At 69.0% G+C, this 21,043-nt stretch carries 19 protein-coding genes and 2 CRISPR repeat arrays (1 of these 21 only partly in view); of the genes, 16 read left to right on the plus strand and 3 right to left on the minus strand.

All coding sequences use genetic code 11. The annotated features are described in order from the left end of the window. Nucleotides 1-459: a CRISPR direct-repeat array (repeat unit 29 nt; unit sequence GTTCTCTCCGCGCAGGCGGAGGTGGTCCG) (it extends 58 nt beyond the left edge of the window). Nucleotides 460-1,276: 817 nt separating this feature from the next. The 6 genes from AKI01S_RS03740 to cas6e are packed head-to-tail and all read left to right on the plus strand — an operon-like array spanning nt 1,277 to nt 8,615. Further along, nucleotides 1,277-3,970 (plus strand): CRISPR-associated helicase/endonuclease Cas3, encoded by a 2,694-nt coding sequence (locus AKI01S_RS03740; protein WP_067812277.1) that lies wholly within the window; start codon nt 1,277-1,279, stop codon nt 3,968-3,970. Continuing rightward, nucleotides 3,967-5,520 carry a type I-E CRISPR-associated protein Cse1/CasA gene (gene casA / locus AKI01S_RS03745; protein ID WP_067812279.1) on the plus strand — a complete coding sequence of 518 codons (1,554 nt, stop codon included), beginning with the start codon at nt 3,967-3,969 and terminating at the stop codon, nt 5,518-5,520. The genes AKI01S_RS03740 and casA overlap by 4 nt, the downstream gene beginning before the upstream one ends. Then, nucleotides 5,517-6,119 carry a type I-E CRISPR-associated protein Cse2/CasB gene (gene casB / locus AKI01S_RS03750; RefSeq protein ID WP_083998846.1) on the plus strand — a complete coding sequence of 201 codons (603 nt, stop codon included), beginning with the start codon at nt 5,517-5,519 and terminating at the stop codon, nt 6,117-6,119. Before casA ends, casB begins: the two co-directional genes overlap by 4 nt. Then, nucleotides 6,116-7,231 carry a type I-E CRISPR-associated protein Cas7/Cse4/CasC gene (cas7e, locus tag AKI01S_RS03755; RefSeq protein ID WP_067812282.1) on the plus strand — a complete coding sequence of 372 codons (1,116 nt, stop codon included), beginning with the start codon at nt 6,116-6,118 and terminating at the stop codon, nt 7,229-7,231. The genes casB and cas7e overlap by 4 nt, the downstream gene beginning before the upstream one ends. Continuing rightward, the gene (gene cas5e, locus AKI01S_RS48755) at nt 7,228-7,950 is read left to right on the plus strand and encodes a type I-E CRISPR-associated protein Cas5/CasD (protein WP_157419641.1); all 723 of its coding nucleotides are present in this window, start codon (nt 7,228-7,230) and stop codon (nt 7,948-7,950) included. Before cas7e ends, cas5e begins: the two co-directional genes overlap by 4 nt. Then, nucleotides 7,941-8,615 carry a type I-E CRISPR-associated protein Cas6/Cse3/CasE gene (cas6e, locus tag AKI01S_RS48760; RefSeq protein WP_083998848.1) on the plus strand — a complete coding sequence of 225 codons (675 nt, stop codon included), beginning with the start codon at nt 7,941-7,943 and terminating at the stop codon, nt 8,613-8,615. Before cas5e ends, cas6e begins: the two co-directional genes overlap by 10 nt. A 116-nt stretch (nt 8,616-8,731) precedes the next feature. Continuing rightward, a CRISPR array of direct repeats spans nt 8,732-11,565; the repeat unit is 29 nt; unit sequence GTTCTCTCCGCGCAGGCGGAGGTGGTCCG. Nucleotides 11,566-12,496: 931 nt separating this feature from the next. Here the strand turns inward: cas6e and AKI01S_RS03770 are convergent. From AKI01S_RS03770 to AKI01S_RS03780, 3 genes are read right to left on the minus strand one after another with little or no spacing between them, the layout of a single operon-like run. Continuing rightward, nucleotides 12,497-13,327, minus strand: coding sequence for an inositol monophosphatase family protein (locus AKI01S_RS03770; RefSeq protein ID WP_067812286.1), 831 nt, complete (start codon nt 13,325-13,327; stop codon nt 12,497-12,499). After that, on the minus strand, nt 13,324-14,181 hold the full coding sequence (locus tag AKI01S_RS03775; RefSeq protein ID WP_067812287.1) for a DUF5919 domain-containing protein: 858 nt from the start codon (nt 14,179-14,181) through the stop codon (nt 13,324-13,326). Before AKI01S_RS03775 ends, AKI01S_RS03770 begins: the two co-directional genes overlap by 4 nt. Nucleotides 14,182-14,203: 22 nt before the next feature. Further along, nucleotides 14,204-14,701, minus strand: coding sequence for a GntR family transcriptional regulator (locus tag AKI01S_RS03780; RefSeq protein WP_067812288.1), 498 nt, complete (start codon nt 14,699-14,701; stop codon nt 14,204-14,206). A 328-nt stretch (nt 14,702-15,029) separates the two neighbouring features. Here AKI01S_RS03780 and AKI01S_RS03785 point away from each other — a divergent pair, with 328 nt between their 5' ends. The 10 genes from AKI01S_RS03785 to AKI01S_RS03830 all read left to right on the plus strand — a co-directional run bounded on the left by AKI01S_RS03785 (nt 15,030) and on the right by AKI01S_RS03830 (nt 20,993). Continuing rightward, nucleotides 15,030-15,470 carry a hypothetical protein gene (locus AKI01S_RS03785; protein ID WP_067812289.1) on the plus strand — a complete coding sequence of 147 codons (441 nt, stop codon included), beginning with the start codon at nt 15,030-15,032 and terminating at the stop codon, nt 15,468-15,470. Continuing rightward, nucleotides 15,467-16,012, plus strand: a complete 546-nt coding sequence (locus AKI01S_RS03790; RefSeq protein WP_067812291.1) for a hypothetical protein — start codon at nt 15,467-15,469, stop codon at nt 16,010-16,012. The genes AKI01S_RS03785 and AKI01S_RS03790 overlap by 4 nt, the downstream gene beginning before the upstream one ends. A 116-nt stretch (nt 16,013-16,128) precedes the next feature. Then, nucleotides 16,129-16,470 (plus strand): WhiB family transcriptional regulator, encoded by a 342-nt coding sequence (locus tag AKI01S_RS03795; protein WP_083998852.1) that lies wholly within the window; start codon nt 16,129-16,131, stop codon nt 16,468-16,470. Beyond that, nucleotides 16,467-17,510: a hypothetical protein gene (locus AKI01S_RS03800; protein ID WP_067812293.1), complete on the plus strand. Its 1,044-nt coding sequence runs from the start codon at nt 16,467-16,469 to the stop codon at nt 17,508-17,510. The genes AKI01S_RS03795 and AKI01S_RS03800 overlap by 4 nt, the downstream gene beginning before the upstream one ends. Beyond that, nucleotides 17,507-18,388, plus strand: a complete 882-nt coding sequence (locus AKI01S_RS03805; RefSeq protein WP_067812295.1) for a helix-turn-helix domain-containing protein — start codon at nt 17,507-17,509, stop codon at nt 18,386-18,388. Before AKI01S_RS03800 ends, AKI01S_RS03805 begins: the two co-directional genes overlap by 4 nt. Continuing rightward, entirely contained in the window at nt 18,388-18,795 is a 408-nt protein-coding gene (locus AKI01S_RS03810) for an RRQRL motif-containing zinc-binding protein (protein WP_067812296.1), read from the plus strand. Before AKI01S_RS03805 ends, AKI01S_RS03810 begins: the two co-directional genes overlap by 1 nt. Next, nucleotides 18,792-19,457, plus strand: coding sequence for a hypothetical protein (locus AKI01S_RS03815; RefSeq protein ID WP_067812297.1), 666 nt, complete (start codon nt 18,792-18,794; stop codon nt 19,455-19,457). Before AKI01S_RS03810 ends, AKI01S_RS03815 begins: the two co-directional genes overlap by 4 nt. After that, on the plus strand, nt 19,454-19,648 hold the full coding sequence (locus tag AKI01S_RS03820; RefSeq protein ID WP_067812298.1) for a hypothetical protein: 195 nt from the start codon (nt 19,454-19,456) through the stop codon (nt 19,646-19,648). Before AKI01S_RS03815 ends, AKI01S_RS03820 begins: the two co-directional genes overlap by 4 nt. Before the next feature lie 269 nt (nt 19,649-19,917). Further along, entirely contained in the window at nt 19,918-20,262 is a 345-nt protein-coding gene (locus AKI01S_RS03825; protein ID WP_067812299.1) for a hypothetical protein, read from the plus strand. Between the two features lie 152 nt (nt 20,263-20,414). Beyond that, nucleotides 20,415-20,993 carry a hypothetical protein gene (locus tag AKI01S_RS03830; RefSeq protein ID WP_067812300.1) on the plus strand — a complete coding sequence of 193 codons (579 nt, stop codon included), beginning with the start codon at nt 20,415-20,417 and terminating at the stop codon, nt 20,991-20,993. Nucleotides 20,994-21,043: the final 50 nt, after the last annotated feature.

Consider the following 21,043-nt stretch of genomic DNA (forward strand, 5'->3'; position numbering starts at 1 on the left):
CGAGTTCTCTCCGCGCAGGCGGAGGTGGTCCGTAGCCGCTCGTTGCCCAACTCTCGGTATCGAGGTTCTCTCCGCGCAGGCGGAGGTGGTCCGCCGATCCGCAGCCAGCGCGGCAGCGTCTTCGTGTTCTCTCCGCGCAGGCGAAGGTGGTCCGGTCGTTGAGGAACTCATCCCGCGTTGCGCTGGGTTCTCTCCGCGCAGGCGGAGGTGGTCCGTCCGCTCCGAGATCGAAAGCGAACTGGGCCGCGTTCTCTCCGCGCAGGCGGAGGTGGTCCGGCGCTGGGCAGCCTGCAGGCGATCCACAAACTGTTCTCTCCGCGCAGGCGGAGGTGGTCCGGTCGGGGTGATCAGGCCGGTACCGGAGACCACGTTCTCTCCGCGCAGGCGGAGGTAGTCCGCCCGAGACCAGGCTCCATGTCCCGCTGGCGGGATTCTCTCCGCGCAGGCGGAGGTGGCCCGCTCGATGCCGCCCTCGTCGCCGGTCCGCTCCTGTTCTATCCGCGCACGGGTTGACTTCCGTAGGTGGGCAGTGCGGTCGGCCAGTCCGCATGCCCACCTACTCGCACACCTAGCGTGACCTGGACAATCGCCAAAGTTGCGGCGAACGCAAATGCTCTTGGGGCCCAAATAGGTCACCGCAGCGATGAAATCGCCCTTGAAGCCACCGCCCTTGCACGCACGGGGAACGCTTCAGCCACACATTCACATGGTCATCATCACCTAGATCACCTCCGCACGAGCGGGGAGCATCTGAGGGCGTCCAGTCCTCCGGGAGCGTATCTAGGGGCCGTCCCCACGCGGGAAGTACATCCGCCAGAACCTGCGTGATTGGGTCGCCTCCGCTCGCGCGGAGAGAACGCGGTGCCGTTGCCGTGGCGTTCCTCGCGGAGCGGACCACCTCCGCTCGCGCGGAGAGAACCGAACCCATTCGCCGCGCTCCATCTTGGCCAGCGGACCACCTCCGCTCGCGCGGAGAATTATGACTGTGATGCCCTCGATAGCCATCATCCACAATTAGTCCACTTTGACCTTTTTGAGGTTTTTGTCGCCCACTCCAAGCGGGGCACCAGTTCTGTCACACCCTCTGCGTAGAGTCCGTTCCTGCCCCCCCGCTCGCGCGGGGACATCACTTGGTCGATTGCCAAGTGGGGGCCACCCCCAGGCTGCTTTGCGATCTGGGGATTGGTCCTGCTAGTGCAGTTTAGGCATATTGCTTGACTGGCCGTAAGAGGGAAGTTAAGTTCGCCACCTCTTATTGCTAAGTGCTTGGAGCGACATGAGCAACTGGGTGTGGGGCAAGGCTGGCAGTGGCAACACTCCGCACCCGTTGTTGTGCCACATGCTGGATGCCGCGCACGTGGCGGAGGTGTTGTTCGATCGGGTCCTGCCGCAGCGGCTACTCGACATGCTCGCTGGCGGGATTCCGGAGGGGCATCGCACGACGTGGGTGTGCTTCCTGGTCGGTGCCCACGATGTCGGGAAGGCGTCGTGGTGGCAGATGCTGCGGTCAGACCTGCTTCCTTCGCAGGTGAGGGCGGGCATCGCGGACACGATGTGGCGAGCTCACCGAAGCAAACTTCCCCACGGACTGGTCTCGTCCTTGCATCTCCGCCGCTGGCTGGTCGAGCAGTTCGGGGCCGAGCCGGGCTTTGGCTCCTTGGCGGCCGACGCGGTGGGCGGCCATCACGGGATCTTCTTCACACCTGCGCAGCGCCGTATCGCCCGAAGGGCCGAGGTCAGGAGGCTGCTCGGGAGCATCGAGTGGGAGCAGCGGCGCAACGAGTTGTTGATGGAACTGGCTCGGCGGTTGGCGCTTCCGCTGGATCAGCAGGTGGGTCCCGAGTGGCGGCTCAGCGCGTCTGCCGCGGCCCTGCTTGAGGGATTGACCGCCGTCAGCGACTGGATCGCCTCTGACGAGCGGTACTTCCCCTATGCGGGTGCCGCCGTGGACTTCGACGACTACGTCGCGGTCAGCCGGGCCCGGGCCGCCCGTGCGCTTGATGCACTTGGGTGGAAGCGCTGGTCGCCTGCGGTGAGGACCATGCAGGACGTGCTTCCCGAAGGAGCACTTCCCCGGCCGATGCAGCAGAAGTTCGAACAGCTGGATGCCATGGGGTTGTTCGACTGCCCTGGCATCGTGGTGGTCGAAGAGACCATGGGCGGCGGTAAGACCGAGATCGCCCAGTACGCAATGGCGCGTTGGGTACAGAGCCTGGGCCTGGGCGGTTTCTACTTCGCGCTGCCGACTCAGGCGACCAGCAACCAGGCGTTGGACCGGATGGCTCGGCTGCTCGGCAGTCGTTCCGAAGGGGAGACGCTGCTGCACCTGGCACACGGCGCGGCCGGCCTCAACGACCTGTTCCTGGAGTTGCTGCAGACCGGGACGAGCACGGCCCCCGTCCGCCCTACCGGCGTGTGTGGGGACGGGGACTCCGATGCGTCGTTGGTGAGCGCGCATGTCTGGTTCACCGCCCGGTGGCGGGGCCTGCTGGCGCAGTGCGGGGTCGGCACGGTGGACCAGTTGCTGCGGGCGGTGCTGCGAGTCCGGCACAACGGCGTGATGCACCTCGGCCTGCAAAACAAAGTCGTGGTCATCGATGAGGTGCACTCCTACGACGTCTACATGTCGGTGCTGATGGAGCGCCTGCTGGAATGGCTGGGGCGCCATCAGGTCCCGGTGGTACTGCTGTCGGCGACGCTGCCTGCGGTACGACGCAGTCGGCTGGTAGCGGCGTGGAGTCGTGGGGCGGGGAACCCGCAGCAGACGCCCTCCTCCAACGCCTATCCGCTGATCACCTGGGCCGGTGGGGAACGCGCGGGCACGCTGCAGCCGGACCCGCCCGGCAACCGGCCAGTCCAGTTGGAGCGCCGTGTCGGCGACACCCCTCGCCGGCTGGCCGCCTACCTGCTCGCCCAGATCGGCCAAGGCGGATGCGTCGCAGTGGTGTGCAACACGGTGGGACGCGCCCAAGACTTGCAGCAGGCGTTGGCGGCAACGGGTTTCGACGGGACGCTACTGCTGTTTCACTCCCGGTTCCCACACGGGCGGCGCCATGAGCTGGAACGCCAGATCCTCACCCTGTTCGGCAAGGACGGCGACCGCCCCAAGCAAGCGATCGTGATCGCCACCCAGGTGATCGAACAGAGCCTGGATCTGGACTTCGACCTGCTGGTCTCCGATCTGGCACCGGTTGACCTGGTGCTGCAACGGATCGGCCGCCTGCACCGGCACGACCGTCCCCAGCGGCCCCGCGGCCTGACCAAGCCGCGGCTGGTGTTGGTCGGTGTCGAGTCCGAACGCCCGGCCGTCTTCCCTGCCGGCAGCGTCAGCGTCTACGGCCAACGCACATTGCTGGCCTCCTGGTATGCCCTGCGCGACCGCTCTTGCCTGCACGTGCCGGGCGATATCCGCCTGCTCACCGAAAGCGTCTACGGCGACACCGAACCGGCCCTGGATCTTCAAGACCGTGACGGCTACGCCGAAGCCCTGGCGCAACAACACCGAGAGCACCAAGACCACCAGCACCTGGCGGCCAACCGCTGCATCCCCTCCCCCGACCCGGAGGAGCTGCACGAGTTCACCGCGCTGCCCGACACCGACGACCTGGCCGACTCCGGGCTCACCCGGCTGGGGCAGCCCGCCGTCGATGTGGTGCTGCTGGAACAGCGTCCGGACGGTCGGGTCCGGCCCGTAACCGGCGGCCCGGAGTTCCTGCTCGACCAGCCCCCGAACTCGGCAACGGAGACGGCGCTCATCCGCGCTGCCCTGCCGGTTTCCAGTCCTCACCGCCTGGTGCGCGCCCTGGCCCGGGCAGAGCCTCCCCAGTCATGGGCGCGGTCCGCCTGGCTGGCCGAGCATCGCGCGCTCGTCCTGCAGAACGGAACCGGTCACGTCGACGCCATCAACGTCGCCTACGACCACATCCTCGGCCTACGCACCGACCCCGCACCTCCCACCTCAAGGAAGTGATCACCGTCGCCGCTCACACCTTCAACCTGATCGATGAACCCTGGATCCCCGTCCAGCAATGCCAGGGCCCCGCCCAAGAGGTCTCCCTGAGCCAGGCCCTCACCCAGGCGCACACCCTGGACAGCATCGCCGCCGACACCCCCACGGTGACCGCGGCCCTGCACCGGCTATTGCTGGCCGTGCTCCACCGGGCCCTGGGCCCACCCGACCAAGCAGCCTGGAAACGCCTTTGGGACGCCGAAACCCTGCCCGAGGCCGCCATCACCGACTATCTGGCGGGCTGGCGCCACCGGTTCGACCTGCTGGGCTCCGAACCGTTCTACCAGTGCCCCGACCTGGCACGGCTGACCTTCGGCACCCCTGCGGCGTTGATCCCGAGCATGGCCTCGGGCAGCAACGTCACCTTGTTCGACCACACCACAGCCACCACCCCGGTGGCGCTGACCCTCGCCGAAGCCGCCCGCCGGCTGGTGGCCCTCCATGCCTTCGACCTGGGTGGGATGAAAACGCCTTTCCCCGGCCATCCCAAATCGGCCAAGGACGGCCCCTGCGCGCGATCGGCGATCATCCTGGCCGCCGGTGCCACCCTGCGCGAAACGCTGCTGCTCAACCTCGTCCAGTACGCCCCTGACCGAGAGCGGCCGTTGGGCACACGCGCCCAGGACGCCCCCGCCTGGGAGAGCGACCTGCCGCCGGGCTCCCCCCGCCAGCGCGTGCCGCGCGGCTGGACCGACTGGCTGACCTGGCAGTCCCGCCGGGTCCTGCTCCAAATCTCCGCGGACCCCGACGTCGAGCCGAAGGTCACCGGCGTGGCCATCTGCCCGGGCGACGCCCCGCATCCGGCCTTCCAGCCGCGGGACGTGGAGCAGCAGATGGCCTACATCGAGGCCAAAGACGGAGACGTCACCACCCTGCGGTTGAACCCGCACCGCACACTGTGGCGCGACAGCATGGCCTTGGCCGTCCGGGAGGACCACGCCCCCCGCACGCTGGAATGGCTGTACCGGCTGGACGAGAGCGGCGCGTTCACCCTGCCCGAACTGGTCCCGGTCCTGGCCTTCGGCCAGACAGCCAACCAGGCCAAATACATCGCCTGGCGTGCCGAGAGCCTCCCGCTTCCCCCGCAGCTGCTACGTCCCGGCGACTCGCCCGGCCTGGAGGCCCTGCGCAGCGCCCTGGAGACCGCCGAGCACATCGAGGCCCTGCTCATCAGCATGGCGCGTTGGCTGCGCGCCGAGTTCAAGACCGACAAGGAGATCAAGGACGAGGCGAAGAAAGGCTGGCGACCCCACCAGCTCGACACCTACTGGACGGCCCTGACCCCCGCCTTCGACACCTTCGTCCACCTGCTGGCCAGCCACCAGCACACCCACGCCAGCGACCTGTGGCGACAACGGCTCCACAGCGCCGCCACCACCACCTTCGCCGCAGTGATCGCCACCGCCCCCAGCGGTCCACGCAGCCTGACCGTCCGAGGCCGCATCACCAACACCTTCCATCACCGCCTACGCGAACACCTCAACGCGTTGGCCAGCGGAGAGCGCCCATGACCGACAGCACAACCACACCCCAGCCCGCGCCCACCTGGTGGGGGGCACGAGTCATCGATTCGGTGCACCGGCTGGTGCCCACCACCACCCGCAAGGGCAACCCCGGCGTGCTGGCCGAACTGCGCCGCTACACCACGACCAGGCCCCCGTCGGTGGCCGCCGCCGGCGTGGTGCTGCGCGCCGCCCCCGACGACCTCAGCATGACCACGGTGCGCCACACCCTGCTGACCGCCAGCCTGCTCGCCCTGCACCCCCACCACCAGGCCGGCGCGGGAAACCTGGGCGCCTCCCTAGGGCGTTTCCGCCGGGCCCGCGACGGCGCCGGAGCCGAGAACTCCTCGGTGGACAAACGCCTGGAAGTTCTAGTGGCCGCCGACCGCAACGCCCTGCACCACCACCTCCGGCAAGCCATCACCCTGCTTGCCACCAAATCCGTGCCCGTCGACTACGTCCAGTTGCTGTCCGACGTCATCGGCTGGGACGACCCCCGACTCACCGCCCGCGGCATGACCCGCGGCGAAGAGATCCGCCTGCGCTGGATGGCCGACTACCACCGGCACGCACACGCCAACACCACCCCCACCGAGGAGAACAAATGATCGTCGAGCTGCACATCCTGCAGTCCTTCGCCCCCTCCAACCTCAACCGCGACGACACCGGCTCCCCCAAGTCAGCCACCTTCGGCGGCGTCCAGCGGGCCAGGATCTCCAGCCAGTGCCTCAAGCGCACCACGCGCCTGGCCCTGCCCGACTACGGCCTCACCCCGGCCGAAGTCGGCGTCCGCACCCGCCAGCTGGCCAACGAGGCGGCCGCACTTCTGGAGTCCCGCGACCACGACCCCGCCTCGGCCAAAGCAGTCGCCGCGGCCGCCCTCAACGAGCTCGGCCTCGGCGTCAAGGACAAGACCGGCGAATCCGAATACCTGCTGTTCGTCCGCTCCGACGCCGCCGCCCGCCTCGCCGACATCTGCACCCAGCACTGGGACACCCTGCTGACCAAGGCCGGCGGCAAGAAGGTCAAGGGCGGCAAAGGCGGCGACATCACCGAACTCCGCGAGCTGGTCGACGCCTCCCGCGCCGTCGACGTCGCCCTGTTCGGCCGGATGATCTCCGACAACAAGGGCTTCAACGTCGAGGCGGCCAGCCAGGTCGCCCACGCCCTGTCCACCCACACCGCCACCGCCCAGTACGACTACTACACCGCCGTCGACGACCTGCTCGGCGCCGACAAGACCGGCGCGGGCATGATCGGCACCATCGAGTTCAACTCCGCCTGCTACTACCGGTACGCCAACCTCGACCTGCACCAACTCACCACCAACCTCGACGGCGACACCGACCTGGCCCACCGCGGCACCCTCGCCTGGGCCCAGGCGTTCATCCACGCAGTCCCCACCGGCAAACAGAACTCCATGGCGGCGCACAACCCGCCCTCGCTGATCCTGGCCGTGACCCGCCCGGTCGGCACCTGGAACCTGGCCAACGCGTTCGCCGCCCCCATTGCCCCGCCCCACGTCAACGGCGCCCCCAGCATCGTCCAGCGCTCGGCCGAAGCCCTGCTGGCCTACTACGGCAAGCTCACCGCCGCCTACGGCAGCGACGGTCACACCGCCACCCTGCTGACGATCGACGCCGACGTCACCGCCAAGGACATCACCACCGTGCAGTCGGTGTCCGAGCTCATCACCAGCATCGCCGGAACGCTGCAGTGACCTCCTCAACCCTGCTGCTCAGGCTCAGCGCTCCCATGCAGTCCTGGGGCGCCCACTCCCGCTTCGAACACCGCGACACCATCACCGAACCGACCAAATCAGGAGTGGCTGGCCTGCTGGCGGCAGCCCTGGGACGTACCCGCGACGTCGACCCCGCCGACCTGGCGGCCCTGCGCATGGCCGTGCGGGCCGACCGCGAAGGACGCATCGAACGCGACTACCAGGCCGCCCAGAACGTCCCCAACACCATGGGCAAGAACCACCGCACCATCATCTCCAACCGGTACTACCTCGCCGACGCCTGCTTCCTGGCCGCCCTCACCGGACCTGCCCCCTTCATCGACCAACTGGCCACCGCTCTGCGACGCCCCGTCTTCCCGCTCTTCCTGGGCCGCCGAGCCTTTCCCGCACCGCCCGACCTGCTCATCGGCACCACCTCCGATCCCGCCGAGCAAGCAGTCCGCACCCACCCCTGGCTGGAAGACCAACCGGCGCTCCGCACCAAAGCCCACGAAGAACTCCAGGACGGAGCCCCCCTCCTCCTGCGCTGCGTCATCGAAATCCCCCCTGAGCCCGGCACGGCTGTCCTCAACGACCAGCCGATCTCCTTCGTCGACGGCGCCCGCCGCTACGGCAGACGCCACATCCGCACCGAACTCATCCCGCTGACAGACGCCCTGCTCAGCCAGACACCCGAGCGAGGAACAAGGTGTACCTGAGCCGCCTTACCCCAGAACTCTCCTCTCCTCGTGTCCTCCGCGACCTCGCCGACCTGCACAAAACGCACCAACGCGTCATGAGCGCCTTCCCCAACATCGACGGCCCAGGACGACTGGCGCACGGCGTGCTGTGGCGCTGGGACGCCGATCCCGGCCACCCCCCGATCCTGCTGGTCCAATCCACCACCGCTCCGGACTGGGCCAAACTCCCCGCCGGCTACCTGACCGAGCCTCCCCGCCTCAGAACCCTGGCTCCCCTCCGGGAACTGCTCACCCCTGGGCGGCGCTTCGCGTTCCGGCTCACAGGCAACCCCACCCGCAACGTCGACACCAAAACCCGCGCCGACGGCAAACGCCGCTCCGGCCGCCACCTCCCCCTCCGCGACGAAACCGCACGCCTGGGATGGCTGGCCCGCAAAGGCGCCCAGTACGGCTTCGAGGTACCGATCGGCCAGCTCGGCACTCCCGACGTACAGATCAGCAGCCTGCCGAGAGGACGCGGTGACAAACAAGCCGGAACCGTTGTAACCATCGAACCCGTCCGTTTCGAAGGTCACCTGACCATCACGGAGCCGGACCTCTTTTGGGACGGCCTACAACACGGCATCGGCCGAGCACGTCCATACGGGTGCGGCCTACTGACGCTCATACGAAGTAGGCAATGATGATCTTTGCCTGGAAGGACCCCCGCTCAAAGCTTCGAATGATTCACCTACCCCATACTTCTCCGTGCAAGCGGAGGTGGTCCGCACCGACCCACCGACAAGGCCACCCTTACTTCGCTCTCTCCGCGCAGGCGGAGGTGGTCCGCGCCGCCGAAGCCCGCCTGAGCCTGCTCACCCGTTCTCTCCGCGCAGGCGGAGGTGGTCCGCAGGCGCGGTAGCGGATGGTGTGCCCGGCCGAGTTCTCTCCGCGCAGGCGGAGGTGGTCCGCTGCTGGCCGAACACCACGGGCACGAAAGGATGTTCTCTCCGCGCAGGCGGAGGTGGTCCGTCGGCCGAGACCGGAGGGGTCCCGCCGTAGCGGTTCTCTCCGCGCAGGCGGAGGTGGTCCGTGGACCAGATGCTCGATGCGATGCTGGGAGCCGTTCTCTCCGCGCAGGCGGAGGTGGTCCGACGCCGTCGACGACGTCGTTGTAAGCGGTCCAGTTCTCTCCGCGCAGGCGGAGGTGGTCCGCTCGACGTGTTCGTGCTGAACAACAACGCGGCGTTCTCTCCGCGCAGGCGGAGGTGGTCCGCCGAGGACGGGATCTATCATCGCGTCATGGACGTTCTCTCCGCGCAGGCGGAGGTGGTCCGCAGGAGTGACCCGCTACTGCCATCCGGTCTCAGTTCTCTCCGCGCAGGCGGAGGTGGTCCGGTCGCGGGCCTGGCCATGATGGTGGTATCCGTGTTCTCTCCGCGCAGGCGGAGGTGGTCCGTCGCCGTCCATCTCGACCTCGCCATGGCTACGGTTCTCTCCGCGCAGGCGGAGGTGGTCCGGCGGCGGCCTGGCGGGCGTACTTTGCGGCGTCGTTCTCTCCGCGCAGGCGGAGGTGGTCCGTACAGCGTCACCAGCCAGCAGGCGCGTGCGCTGTTCTCTCCGCGCAGGCGGAGGTGGTCCGTGGACCCACTTGGCCGCCGAGAACCGGGCGGCGTTCTCTCCACGCAGGCGGAGGTGGTCCGGACGAGCGGTCCGACGTCGGCACCGCGGTGCAGTTCTCTCCGCGCAGGCGGAGGTGGTCCGAGCGCCTGATCGGAGGGGTGAGCATGGCACGGGTTCTCTCCGCGCAGGCGGAGGTGGTCCGCGCGTGATCGAGCTGCGGACCCCGTTCACCCCGTTCTCTCCGCGCAGGCGGAGGTGGTCCGCGGCATGGGAGTTGGGGGTCTAGGTGGCTGACGTTCTCTCCGCGCAGGCGGAGGTGGTCCGCCGCTCACGGCGCCGTCCCGCTCGGCGTCGGTGTTCTCTCCGCGCAGGCGGAGGTGGTCCGCCGATGCCGGTCTTCTTGGTGCCGGCGCCGGTGTTCTCTCCGCGCAGGCGGAGGTGGTCCGGCATCGCGCAGGCGGGTTACGTTCTCAGGTAGGTTCTCTCCGCGCAGGCGGAGGTGGTCCGGCTGTGCGCGACGCAGAAGCATCCGCCGCCTGGTTCTCTCCGCGTAGGCGGAGGTGGTCCGCGGGTCAGGATCTCGTGGCCCAGGTGCCCGAAGTTCCCTCCGCGCAGGCGGAGGTGGTCCGCACAGGGCTGAGGACCCGGCCGGATTCCCGGCGTTCTCTCCGCGCAGGCGGAGGTGGTCCGAACTACATCCGCACGGCTCTATATATGGCGGTGTTCTCTCCGCGCAGGCGGAGGTGGTCCCGGGCCCACGCCGCGCAGGTCGGCCAAGATCCCGTTCTCTCCGCGCAGGCGGAGGTGGTCCGGTGCTGGTCGCGCTGTCGCCGGTGCTCGTGGTGTTCTCTCCGCGCAGGCGGAGGTGGTCCGTCGCCCAGGTCCTCGCGGACGTTGGCGGGGTGGTTCTCTCCGTGCAGGCGGAGGTGGTCCGGGCGTGTTCGTCGCCGACCGCCCCAACCTCGTGTTCTCTCCGCGCAGGCGGAGGTGGTCCGCTCGAATCGGTGCTGCGGCTGTACGGCCAGCGGTTCTCTCCGCGCAGGCGGAGGTGGTCCGAGCAAGGGCTCAGCCCCGGCTACATCCACCAGGTTCTCTCCGCGCAGGCGGAGGTGGTCCGTCCTCGCCGTCGTGGCTTCTGGCCATTACTTGGTTCTCTCCGCGCAGGCGGAGGTGGTCCGACCCGCACCCGCACCACCCTGCCCCTGGCCGTGTTCTCTCCGCGCAGGCGGAGATGGTCCGCGACCGGGCTGCCGAGCGGAACGGTATATCCGGTTCTCTCCGCGCAGGCGGAGGTGGTCCGCTCGGCCTGCCGGTGTTCATCGGGACGCTGGAGTTCTCTCCGCGCAGGCGGAGGTGGTCCTCAAGGATCTCGCACGCGAGCTGCCGCAGCCGCGTTCTCTCCGCGCAGGCGGAGGTGGTCCGACCCTCAGCACCGTGGTTGACCTGCTCACCGAGTTCTCTCCGCGCAGGCGGAGGTGGTTCGACCCAATCCCACGACTCACCAAACGAGTTCTTGTTCTCTCCGCGCAGGTGGAGGTGGTCCTGCAGCACAAGGGGTGTCGGGGGCCCTGACCTGGTTCTCTCCGCGCAGGCGGAGGTGGTCCGCACGCCGCCCCGGAGGTAGCACCATGATCCAGGCTCTCTCCGCGCAGGCGGAGGTGGTCCGTGGACGCCGGTCACGATGCCCATCAGGTAGGTGTTCTCTCCGCGCAGGCGGAGGTGGTCCGCTGGAAGGTCCCGTAGGAGTTCGCCGCTCCGGTTCTCTCCGCGCAGGCGGAGGTGGTCCGATCCGGTCCAAGAACGTGCAGGTCACCGTCACGTTCTCTCCGCGCAGGCGGAGGCGGTCCGTCACTGGCCGGGACGGCCGTCGTGAAGCTCCCGTTCTCTCCGCGCAGGCGGAGGTGGTCCGTTCAGCGACGAGGACCTGCGCGAGATCATCGCGTTCTCTCCGCGCAGGCGGAGGTGGTCCGTCGGTGGCGAGGTCGGGCGTCTCGATGTCCTCGTTCTCTCCGCGCAGGCGGAGGTGACTCGTACAAGGGCTGTTTTGTCAGTGGGGCCCGATAGGCATTAGGGGTCCGTCCGTTGACCGTGCCCTCGCAGCTGCGGCTTCACGGCTCAGCGACACCACCAGAACTCCTTATTCGCGGTCGGCGGCCTCATGGCAACCCACTGCCCCCCAACTCCGAAAGCTATGAGCCGGTCCCTGACACCTACCGCCTGACGACGGCCTACGTCACAATCTTCTACCGCCTGGCGGGCGAAGAGATCGACAGCTTGTACGTCCGCCCGAACACGTGATCGTGCTGGCGCTCCGTGCCAAAGGCAGCCCTCCGTTCGAGGGCTGCCTTTTTGTTTCCGGGACGACCACTGACGCCAATCGGTGCCTACTGCCAGGGCATACGGCGGCGATTCAACGTCGCCAGCTCGACGTAGGAGGCCGACGTGGAGAACGGCACTATCTCTTCTTACCAAGCCCTGGAAGTCCTCCACTCACAGCCCGAATACTTTTCGGCCCTTCCTTGTTGACGCCGTTTGCAAGATCGAGCCACTGTTCCGGAGTAAGGTCGATGATGATCCGCTGACCGCTTCCTGGGCACCTACTCTTCCCGTCTTCTGTCCGATGAGGCCAGAGCATGTGCCTGCGAATGAAACGCCATCGGCCGCAATCCGGGCACGCAGCAGAAGGCTTCTCGCCCGGATAAAGGTTGATATTCGCCGGAGCCAACGAAGTTGCCGTGATGGGCGGCCTTCCATTGTGCTTCATGAGCGTGCGCCTCCATGATCTCAGCAGCAGACCCGTCTGCCTATAGGCTGGCTCCACATCTTTGGGAGGTCAAGGGAAGATCATCTAACCTGCCCGACAGCCCCAATGGCGAGCGCGTATCAGACTCCGAGCTCTGCGGCGGCTAACTCAGCAACCGGGGCAGTTCTTCACCGCCGAGCCGTTGAGATCCCTGCCGAGTCACTGGGGGGCGTTCTCATGAGATTCGCTACCGTCTGCGTCCTTGATTGCGCTTTCGATCAGTTCGAAGAGGCCAGACCGGAGAGTGGGGGTGACTGCAATGGTCGCCTCGGAATTTGCATAGTGTTCCTCGCCAGCCAGACCGACAACATCGGCCCCGGCTTCCCGAGAGATGATGACGCCTGCCGCAACGTCCCACGGCTTGTTGGACAACGACATACACGCGTCGATCCTGCCTTCGGCGGCCCAGGCCAAGTCGATGGCGGCGGTTCCGAACATTCGGACGCGCTGCACGCGATCTGCCAGCAGAGTGGTCAGAGCGAGCCGTCGCCGGTTTTTGGCAGCGGCGTCAACTCCTACCGCGTAGTCGCCGACGGCCACGATCGCGTCCGGCAAGGACTTCGTTGTGCTCGCGGAGATGGCCGCGCCGTCTCTGAACGCCCCATGCCCTTCGACGGCGTGGTATTGGATCCCTTGGAGGAAGGGCAGTTCGATCACCCCGAGCGCTGGCCTCCCGTGATGTAGAACCGCCAGGGAAACAGCGCACAGCGGGATGCCGCGCACAAAATTGGCGGTGCCATCGATCGGGTCGAGCACCCAGGACAGCTCCGAGCTGCCGTCGCCGCCGTCCTCCTCCCCGAGGAAAGCCATGTGAGGCGTCTCGGTCTGCAAGAAGTCGCGGACTGCGCGTTCGACCTTGACGTCCACGTCCGAGGCCATGTCGCGGTCTCCCTTGGAGACGACACGTTCGACGGGATGCTCCTTGATGAAGCGGCTCGCGAGGTCCACCGCGGCCTGGGCGATCGGCAGCAGGTCTTTCAGGTCGGTCATAGACGAACGCTCCGCTCCCAGAGTGAGGTGAACACTTGGCCGAAGATGGGGAAGAGGCCGGCGGTCGGCCAACGCCGCTGGACGAGGATTGTGGGAGAGTCGACTCCCCTTGTCTCGGGGAGGTACGGCTGGACCACGCAGAGCCGTGCGTCCACTGTGATGACGTTGAACCTGATCGTCTCGTCATACAAGGCGATCTGTAGCCGTGCCTGCGCCTCTGGGGAGATCTGGCCGAGGACACGTTGCTGAAGAGTCTGGATGTTGAGAGCGTTCAACGCTGATAGATGGCCGGGAGGGTACCGCTCCTCTTCCTCGCGCCGCTTGATCCCCTCTCCTTCTGGATCGAGGAACAGGCACCTGATCGTCGTCCCCGACTCCAGGAGCGAGCACAGGCTAGGCAAGGAGTACTGCTGGCAAATCAGATTGAGGGATAGGCCAACAGCGTCGATGCTTTTCGCCCCGTCGAACAAGCGGTGCGGAGGCATGGACGACATGAACTCGGAACGGCTCGCGTACACCGCCGTGACGTCGGAGAAGCGATCGCTTATGAGCTGCCCGACAAGGTCCACGGACGGTTGGGTGGCTGGTGTCGTGGGCGTTGAGTGACGGACCAGGCCCGCCGCCACGAGTGCGTCGCCAGGCGGGACGGTCACCGTTTCCCATGCGTGTACCGCTTCGGCGGTCACCGGCCACCCCAGCATGGGGCTGAGCAGCTCCGCGAACTCTTCTTCGGTCAGCTTCGCTTCAGCTCGCGCTGCGGCGAGCTGGCTGCGTGCGAGGGAGGCGACGTCAGGCCGGTAGGCCGCCCGCCCGCGTAGGTCGATGAGCTCGCCGTAGTTCTCCTGGCTGGTCATGGGGGGCTCCAGGTCAAGGCGTTCAGGTGCCGGTACGGCGGTTGGTCGATTCACGGTCAGGCGGAGTCTCGTTCTCGAACTCCGCCAGACTCTCGTGTGGATAGCTCTGACCCAGCCGTGCGTACAGGTCCATGAGCTGGGTGTGGATGAGCCCGACCTGCCGTCGCAAGCGTCCTAGCTCTGCATCGACTCGTTCATCACGAGCTGCTTGGATCTCTTCGACCGTTGCTCGAAGCTCTCCGACCTGCTGGACAAGGCCGTCAAGGTCAACCTTCCGGTTTTCCACCTCTTTCGGGGTGGCCTTCACATACACGCCTTTGCCTGCTCTTCCGATGAGCAGTCCGGCCGATTGAAGCTCGGAGACCGCCCGCCGCGCCACTGTGGTGGACACCCCATAGTCCTTGCAGATCTGTGCGGTTGAGGGGATCGCGTCTCCGACCCTGAGGGTGCCGCTTTCGATCTGGGCGCGAAGCTTGTCGGCCACCTCTTCGTAGGCGGTGCGAGGGATCTCGTCGGTCACGCCCCATTCCTTCCACACGTTGCGTCGCCTGGTACGCCCAGTGGACCACACCAGGCGATGGGTTACATCGATCTAACTCTTCAGCCATATGTACATGGTTGAGCTATGTGCATAAGCTCAGACGTAGCCGAAGTTCACCGGACGTCGCCGGATGAACAACTGCACGTGGCCCATCTGCGGGAGGACGAACTACGAGGTCTCCGCGACCCGGTCCACGAGCACCACCTTCGTGCGGCGCTTGCGCTGCCCAGGAGGCATCGACCGGTTTCGGTCGGTGCGGCCTGGAGTGCGTGAGACCCCAGCGTCCTCTTGATCCCTGGAGGTGCCGATGCGACACAACGGCCGCCCCCCGATCTACGCCAGCGATCTCCCCATCACCCACCTGGACCTGCGCCTGAGGCCCAAGCCGAAGACCAAGGGCCGTCCCCCCGAGGGCCCGGAAACGCTGATCGTGTGTCCCGACTGCGGTTGGTGGGTGGCCCTCAAGCGCCACATGGTCCACCCGCACCGCGATCGGCGCCGCCGTCCCATCGACGGTCGCGTTCCCCGCTGCCCAGGTAGTGGCCAGCGCGTCATCGTCAACATCTCCTACGACACCTGGCGTGAGCAGCTGGCCCAGGTCGTCGCCGACGCCAGCACCCGCCGTTCGGCCCCGCAGTTCACCAAGCCGCGCCCGCCGGTTCCGCTCGCCGTGCACCAGATCGCCCGCGCCCGGGAAAAGGCCCTGGCCGCTGCCTTGGCGGCCTCCGGAACGGAGAATCCGCGATGACCATCCCCTTGCCTCACGCCACCTCGCGCGGTCCGGCGCGCTCTCTGCTGGCCGATCTGAACACCCGGCTGTGCCTGCACGGGTTCGAGCTGGAGTCGTTCGACTGTCTGATGCTGCTGTGGTCGCTGCCCTGCGCCGAGGGCCCGGACCTGATGGTGGTGCTGGAGCAGGCCGACCCCGACCCCGACCCGGCCGCCTGGCGGTTGGAGCGGTGGCAGGTGCGGATGCTGTTCAACGGCTACGACCCGCTGTTCACCCTGCCGCTGGAGGACCCCGGCCTGCCGCACCACATCGACGCCGCCCTGGCCACACCGTTCTCCCCCACCGGCCGCTGCGTGGTGTTGCTGACCAGCGCCGAGGTGGTCGCCTTCGGCGCGGCCGTTCAGTCCCTGCTGGGCACCGGTCCCGACCCGGCCAGCGAGCTCCCGGCCGCCACGACGTTGCGGACGCTGGCGCGCAAGCTGCGGAACGCCAGCGCTCCCGACGACTGGCCCGCCCCGTCCGGTACCAGCAACGACGCTCCCGCCTCCACCGGCATCTGATCGGCTGACCCCCGCTCTCTCCCCTTCTCGCGAAGTGCTCCGCCCGGCTTCCTCACGGGCGGAGCACTTCGTGCTTCCCACCCTTTCCACCTGTGACCGCAAGGAGTTGACCGCCGATGAAGACCACCCAGTCCACCCCGCCGCCGAAGCTGACCTGGCAGCGAGAACCCGCCGACTGGAACGCCCGGCCGTGCCTGGGCACGCCGATCGAGTTGTGGTTCGGCCCCGAGGACGGCCGCCGCGAGTCTCCCAAAGAGGCCGCGGCCCGTGAGGAGGAGGCCAAGGACCTGTGCGCGTGGTGCCCGGTCGTGGAGTTCTGCTTGGAGACCGAGCTGGCGTTGGGCCCCTTCGACCAGCACGGCATCCGTGCCGGGCTGACCGCCGAGGAGCGCCAGAAGCTGATCCGTCGTCGCACCTGCCGTTCCGGCCGGGCCGCCCGAACGGAAGCCGTGGCGTGAGCAGCAGCTACCGGCCCGCCCTGGACGGCGTTCCCCGCTACACCTCCTGGGATAAGGTCCCGGCCTACCTGTACACCCGCACCGAGCTGGCCCGCCTGACGCCGCCGCGCAAGCCCGCGCCCGGCGCCCGCCCGGTCGGGCAGGTGCTCTACCACGGCAACTGCTACGCCCCGCTGTACGTGTTGGCGGCCACCGTGCCCAAGCGGCCGGTGTCGGCGGCTCAGCGCGCGGCGCTGAACCGAGCGCGCGAGCTGCAGCACGTGTGCCGCCTGTGTGCGCGCCGCGAGGAGGAGCCGCTGGGCAAAGGCCGCACCTGCGGCCGCTGCCGGGCGGTGCGCGCGGTGTTTCGCCGTCACCACCAGGGCGCGTTCGACCAGGCCGCCCACCACGTCCAGCAGCTGCGTGACCACCAGGCGGTGCTGCTGATGGTCGACGACATCGGCGAACCGCACCGCTTGGCGGTCGCCGGGCGCGGGGTGGCGTTCACCACGACGCTGGCCCCCGCACACGACACCGTGCCGGGCCAGGCCCCGGCCAAGGACGTGCTGCTGGCGCTGCGGATGGTGGCCGCCCGCCTGGAAGCGTGGGGCAACCCCACCCCGATCCTGCTGTGCTGGGAGACCTCCTGGCAGGTGCGCGAGGGGCTGCTTCGGCTCCTGGTCCCCGAGCTGCCCTTCCCCTCCTACGGCGACGGCCCCTATGAGGAGATCAGCGCCCGGCGGGAGGCAGCGCTGTCGCAGGCCCGCCGCCGCGCCGGGAACCTGCCGTGGCTGACCGGCTACAACAACGTCGTTGACCTGCAGGGCCTGTACGGGGCCTGGTACGGCCAGCCGATGCACGGCGAGACCAACCCGGCCTACTTCCACCCCGACCGCACCCTGCCGCTGCCCGGCGCGATCGGCCACCCGCTCCACGACATCGCCGCCCTGGCCGATGCGCTGCTGACGGTCGCCTTCAACGACCGGCCCACCAGCCCGGCCGCGCCCTGGAACACCCGCCCTGACGCCGTCGCCAACGAGAAAGAGGAACCGGCACGATGAACGATGGTGCCGCCGGTTCGGATGTCGTCGAGCACGGCACCCTGACCGGCTACAAGATCCGCCTATGCCGATGCCCGGCGTGCACGGCCGCCAACCGCCGCTACGTCAACCGCCGGACCCGGCTGATCGCCTACGGGCGGTGGCAGCCCTATGTGGACGCGGCCCCGGTCCGGGCCCACGTGCGGCAGTTGATGCAGGCCGGACTGGGGTGGCGACGCATCGCCGCCCTGGCTGGGGTGTCCAACGGCGCCCTGTGCAAGCTGCTGTACGGCGACCGGCGCACCGGACGGCTACCCTCACGCAAGCTGCGTCCCGACACCGCCGCGGCGCTGCTGGCGGTGCGCGCCGACCTGGACACCCTGGCCCCCGGGGCGCGGATCGACGCGGCCGGGACCCGCCGCCGGATTCAGGCCCTGGCCGCGTTGGGCTGGTCGGTGTGCGAACAGGCCCGGCGGCTGGACCGCTCGGTCAGCAACTACTCCACGCTGATGCGCCGCCAGTACGTCACCGTCGCCACCGCCCGCCAGGTCCGAGCCCTGTATGAGCAGCTGTCGATGGTCGTGCCGGACCCAGCCGGGCGCAACGGGGTGGCCCGGGCCCGCGCCGAGGCCGCCCGCAAAGGCTGGGTGCCACCACTGGCCTGGGACGAGGACCTGATCGACCTGCCCGAGGCCGACCTGCAGCAGGAACTGGCGCGGCGGGCGGCGGTCATGGACGACGACCAGGCCGCCGCCTGCCACAACGCCCGCTACAAGCTCGGAGACCTCTCCCCGCTGGTGGTGGCCGGGGCGCGCGAGTACAAACGCCGCCGCCACCAGGCCGCCCGCACGACCAACCGCACGACCAACCGCACGACCGTCGCCCCCAGGGTGGCGTGATGGGTCGCCGGTCGGCGACGTTGGCGCGGTTCTACGACCCGACCGGTTCCTGCTACGGGCTGCCGACCTACCCCTGGGGGTGGGCGCGCGGCCTGTCCCCGGAGCTGGCCGCGCGCGGGCTTCGGCCCGGCGGCCAGGAACCGGTCGCCCAACTGATGTGGCGCTCGCGCCGCGCCACCACCCCCGACGGGGTGCGCACCGCGCTGCTGTACCGGGTCGACCTGGCCCGCCCCAAGCGCACCCCCACCCCCGCCCAGCACCACGCCCTGCAACGAGCGTTGCGTGCCCGCCGCACTTGCCGCGTTGAGCGCGGCGGATGCGGCCGGGTCCGCGAGTACGTGCTGCCCACCCGGTTCGGGCTGTGCCTGGACTGCATCGCCCCCGAAGATCTGGAGCCCCTTCGATGACCCCCACCACCCACCCGACCGCCGTGCTGTTCACCGGTCAGGATCTGACCACCTCCTTCCGGGTGTTCCGGCTGAACGAGGCCGACGACCGCGACCGCGCCAGTGACCGCGCCAGCCGCTACGGCGCCTACCTGCGCCACCACAAGCACAAGTTCGCCGACTTCGACGACGACCAGGCCCTCACCGCCAACCCGGCCGAGTTCACCGCGGCGGCCTGGGAAGTGGCCACCGGCCCGATCATGTCCCCGCCCTACCTGGAGTGGCTGCCCGACCGCATCCGCGACATCGACACCTACTTCAGCGAGGACGACTGCTCTCTGATCGCGCGCGTGGAGATCGCGGTGCCGCGCCCGCCCGAGCTGCTGGCCCTGCGTGGCTGGCGCGAGTGGGACCGCAGCGCCGGGTTCGGCTACAGCGGCTACTTCACCCCCGAGGACCGGATGCTCAAGCACGGCCCGGCGATGCTCACCAGCACCACCCTGCTGCTGCGCGTCCCCGACCAGGCGCTGACCCGGCCGCAGGCCGACCCCGACATGCCGGAGCTGCCCGTGCCCGACACCATCACCGCCAAGACCGCCGTCTGGCGGCTGGCCGAATGGCTGGACGAGCAGCTGATCGACGTCCTTCACGCGCTGGAGGCCGCCGAGGCGGGCAACCGATGAGCCGCCTGGTCAAGATCCGCCTGTCGGGCGAGGCGGGCGACGTGGCAGGCGTGATCGACCAGATCGGCGCCGGGCTGGACGTCGCCGACGTCTCGGCGCCCTACCCCAACCGGCGCGAGGACGGCGTGCGCCGCTACCTGACCGTCGTGGTCCCCGACACCGCCCCCACCGGCGACCCCGACGGCGGCTGACCCCGAACACGAAAAGGCCCCGGCCGGTGTGTCCGCACCGGCCGGGGCCCTCTTTGCTCGATCCCATCCAGATCTCCCCTGGAGGAACCGTCCATGGCCATCATGACGCGTCCGGCCGTCGCTCGCGCGCGGCCGCCGGACCGCTCCTGCCTGAGCTGTCACGGCACCCGGCAGATGTGGAACCCGCCCATCGGGCCGGTCCCGTGCCCGCTGTGCACGCCCCCGCCCGTCCGCCGCCCGTCGGCCGGGTTGCCGGGGGGTGAGCACCGATGATCCACCCGGTGTTCGACGCCAACGGCGTGCCCGACCTGACCCGCCTGAACGAGTGGATCGCCACCTGCGACCACTGTGTCGTCGCCGCGTCGGCGGCCGACATCGACCCGTGGCTGGCCGGTCCCCGCGTGGAGCAGGCGGTGTACTGCCCCGACTGCGTTCCCCTGCTGGCCGCGCGCCTCATCGACCCCCTCTTCCGGCCGTCCGGCCTGGCGGGCTTGGTCTACGACCTCACCCAGCAGGCCCGCCGCCTGCCGCACCGCGCCCGCCCGGCGGCCCGCCGCCTGGCCCGCACGCTGCCCTTCCCCCTGGTCCGCCGCCTCGGCGGCTCCGCTCGCTGATCCCGTTCCGCCCGGCCTGCGCTGACAGCCCCGGTGGCCCGATCACCGCAGCGTTCCCGGCGACTCCCGCCTGCTTTCGGCTGAGCCGTTGCCGCCTGCGCGGCAACGGCCCGGTCTTCCCCTCTTTTCCCTGTTCACCTGCGAGGTGCTCCATGTTCCTGAACTCCGTCCTCACCGGCGCGCGACCGGTGGACCGCTCGCCCGATCCCGACGGCCTGGAGCTGGCCGAAGACGCCTACCGCTACGCCCGCCGCCAGGCCGCCATCACCGACACCGCCGCCCTGACCCGCGCCCTGGCCGAACTCAACATCACCCCGATCCCCACCGACGACCCCGACGACTTCAGCGAGACCGACCAGGAGGACGGGCTGGTCGGCCCCCCGATGCACATCGAGGCCGACGGCACCGTCACCACCCTGATCGCCGCGCCCTCCTGGGTCATCGACGACGACGGCCAGGCGGTCGCACGTGGTCGGTACGTGTGGGCGTGCGCCCGGCAGGGCTGGCTGTGGCTGCGCGCCTCCGACGCCACCGGTCAGGGCTTGGGCGACGCCGGACCGCTGGAGACCCTGGCCGACGTCGGCCGCGCCCTGGTCCAGGGCCCCACCCACCCGCTGTGCACCCCGCGACCCGACGGCCCGGCGGCCCCGTGCCTCCACCTCCTGGCAGAGGAGGCCCTGCCCTTCTGGGCCGCGGAGGTGGTCCAACCGGTCAGCCCCACCGGCTGGTAGCCCCGGCAACCGTCATGGCCTCCCCCGCCGACGCCGTGTCCGCCTCCGCC

Origin of the sequence: Actinomadura kijaniata NBRC 14229, assembly GCF_001552175.1 — a bacterium.
GTDB lineage: Bacteria > Actinomycetota > Actinomycetes > Streptosporangiales > Streptosporangiaceae > Spirillospora > Spirillospora kijaniata.

Coding starts and splice junctions, on each gene's coding strand:
- AKI01S_RS03805 (WP_067812295.1), top strand. CDS start 17,507: ATGAACGATGGTGCCGCCGGTTCGGATGTCGTCGAGCACGGCACCCTG.
- AKI01S_RS03825 (WP_067812299.1), top strand. CDS start 19,918: ATGATCCACCCGGTGTTCGACGCCAACGGCGTGCCCGACCTGACCCGC.
- AKI01S_RS03775 (WP_067812287.1), bottom strand. CDS start 14,181: ATGACCAGCCAGGAGAACTACGGCGAGCTCATCGACCTACGCGGGCGG.
- AKI01S_RS03810 (WP_067812296.1), top strand. CDS start 18,388: ATGGGTCGCCGGTCGGCGACGTTGGCGCGGTTCTACGACCCGACCGGT.
- AKI01S_RS03815 (WP_067812297.1), top strand. CDS start 18,792: ATGACCCCCACCACCCACCCGACCGCCGTGCTGTTCACCGGTCAGGAT.
- AKI01S_RS03785 (WP_067812289.1), top strand. CDS start 15,030: ATGCGACACAACGGCCGCCCCCCGATCTACGCCAGCGATCTCCCCATC.
- AKI01S_RS03820 (WP_067812298.1), top strand. CDS start 19,454: ATGAGCCGCCTGGTCAAGATCCGCCTGTCGGGCGAGGCGGGCGACGTG.
- AKI01S_RS03830 (WP_067812300.1), top strand. CDS start 20,415: ATGTTCCTGAACTCCGTCCTCACCGGCGCGCGACCGGTGGACCGCTCG.
- AKI01S_RS03770 (WP_067812286.1), bottom strand. CDS start 13,327: ATGACCGACCTGAAAGACCTGCTGCCGATCGCCCAGGCCGCGGTGGAC.
- casB (WP_083998846.1), top strand. CDS start 5,517: ATGACCGACAGCACAACCACACCCCAGCCCGCGCCCACCTGGTGGGGG.
- AKI01S_RS03740 (WP_067812277.1), top strand. CDS start 1,277: ATGAGCAACTGGGTGTGGGGCAAGGCTGGCAGTGGCAACACTCCGCAC.
- AKI01S_RS03790 (WP_067812291.1), top strand. CDS start 15,467: ATGACCATCCCCTTGCCTCACGCCACCTCGCGCGGTCCGGCGCGCTCT.
- AKI01S_RS03795 (WP_083998852.1), top strand. CDS start 16,129: ATGAAGACCACCCAGTCCACCCCGCCGCCGAAGCTGACCTGGCAGCGA.
- cas7e (WP_067812282.1), top strand. CDS start 6,116: ATGATCGTCGAGCTGCACATCCTGCAGTCCTTCGCCCCCTCCAACCTC.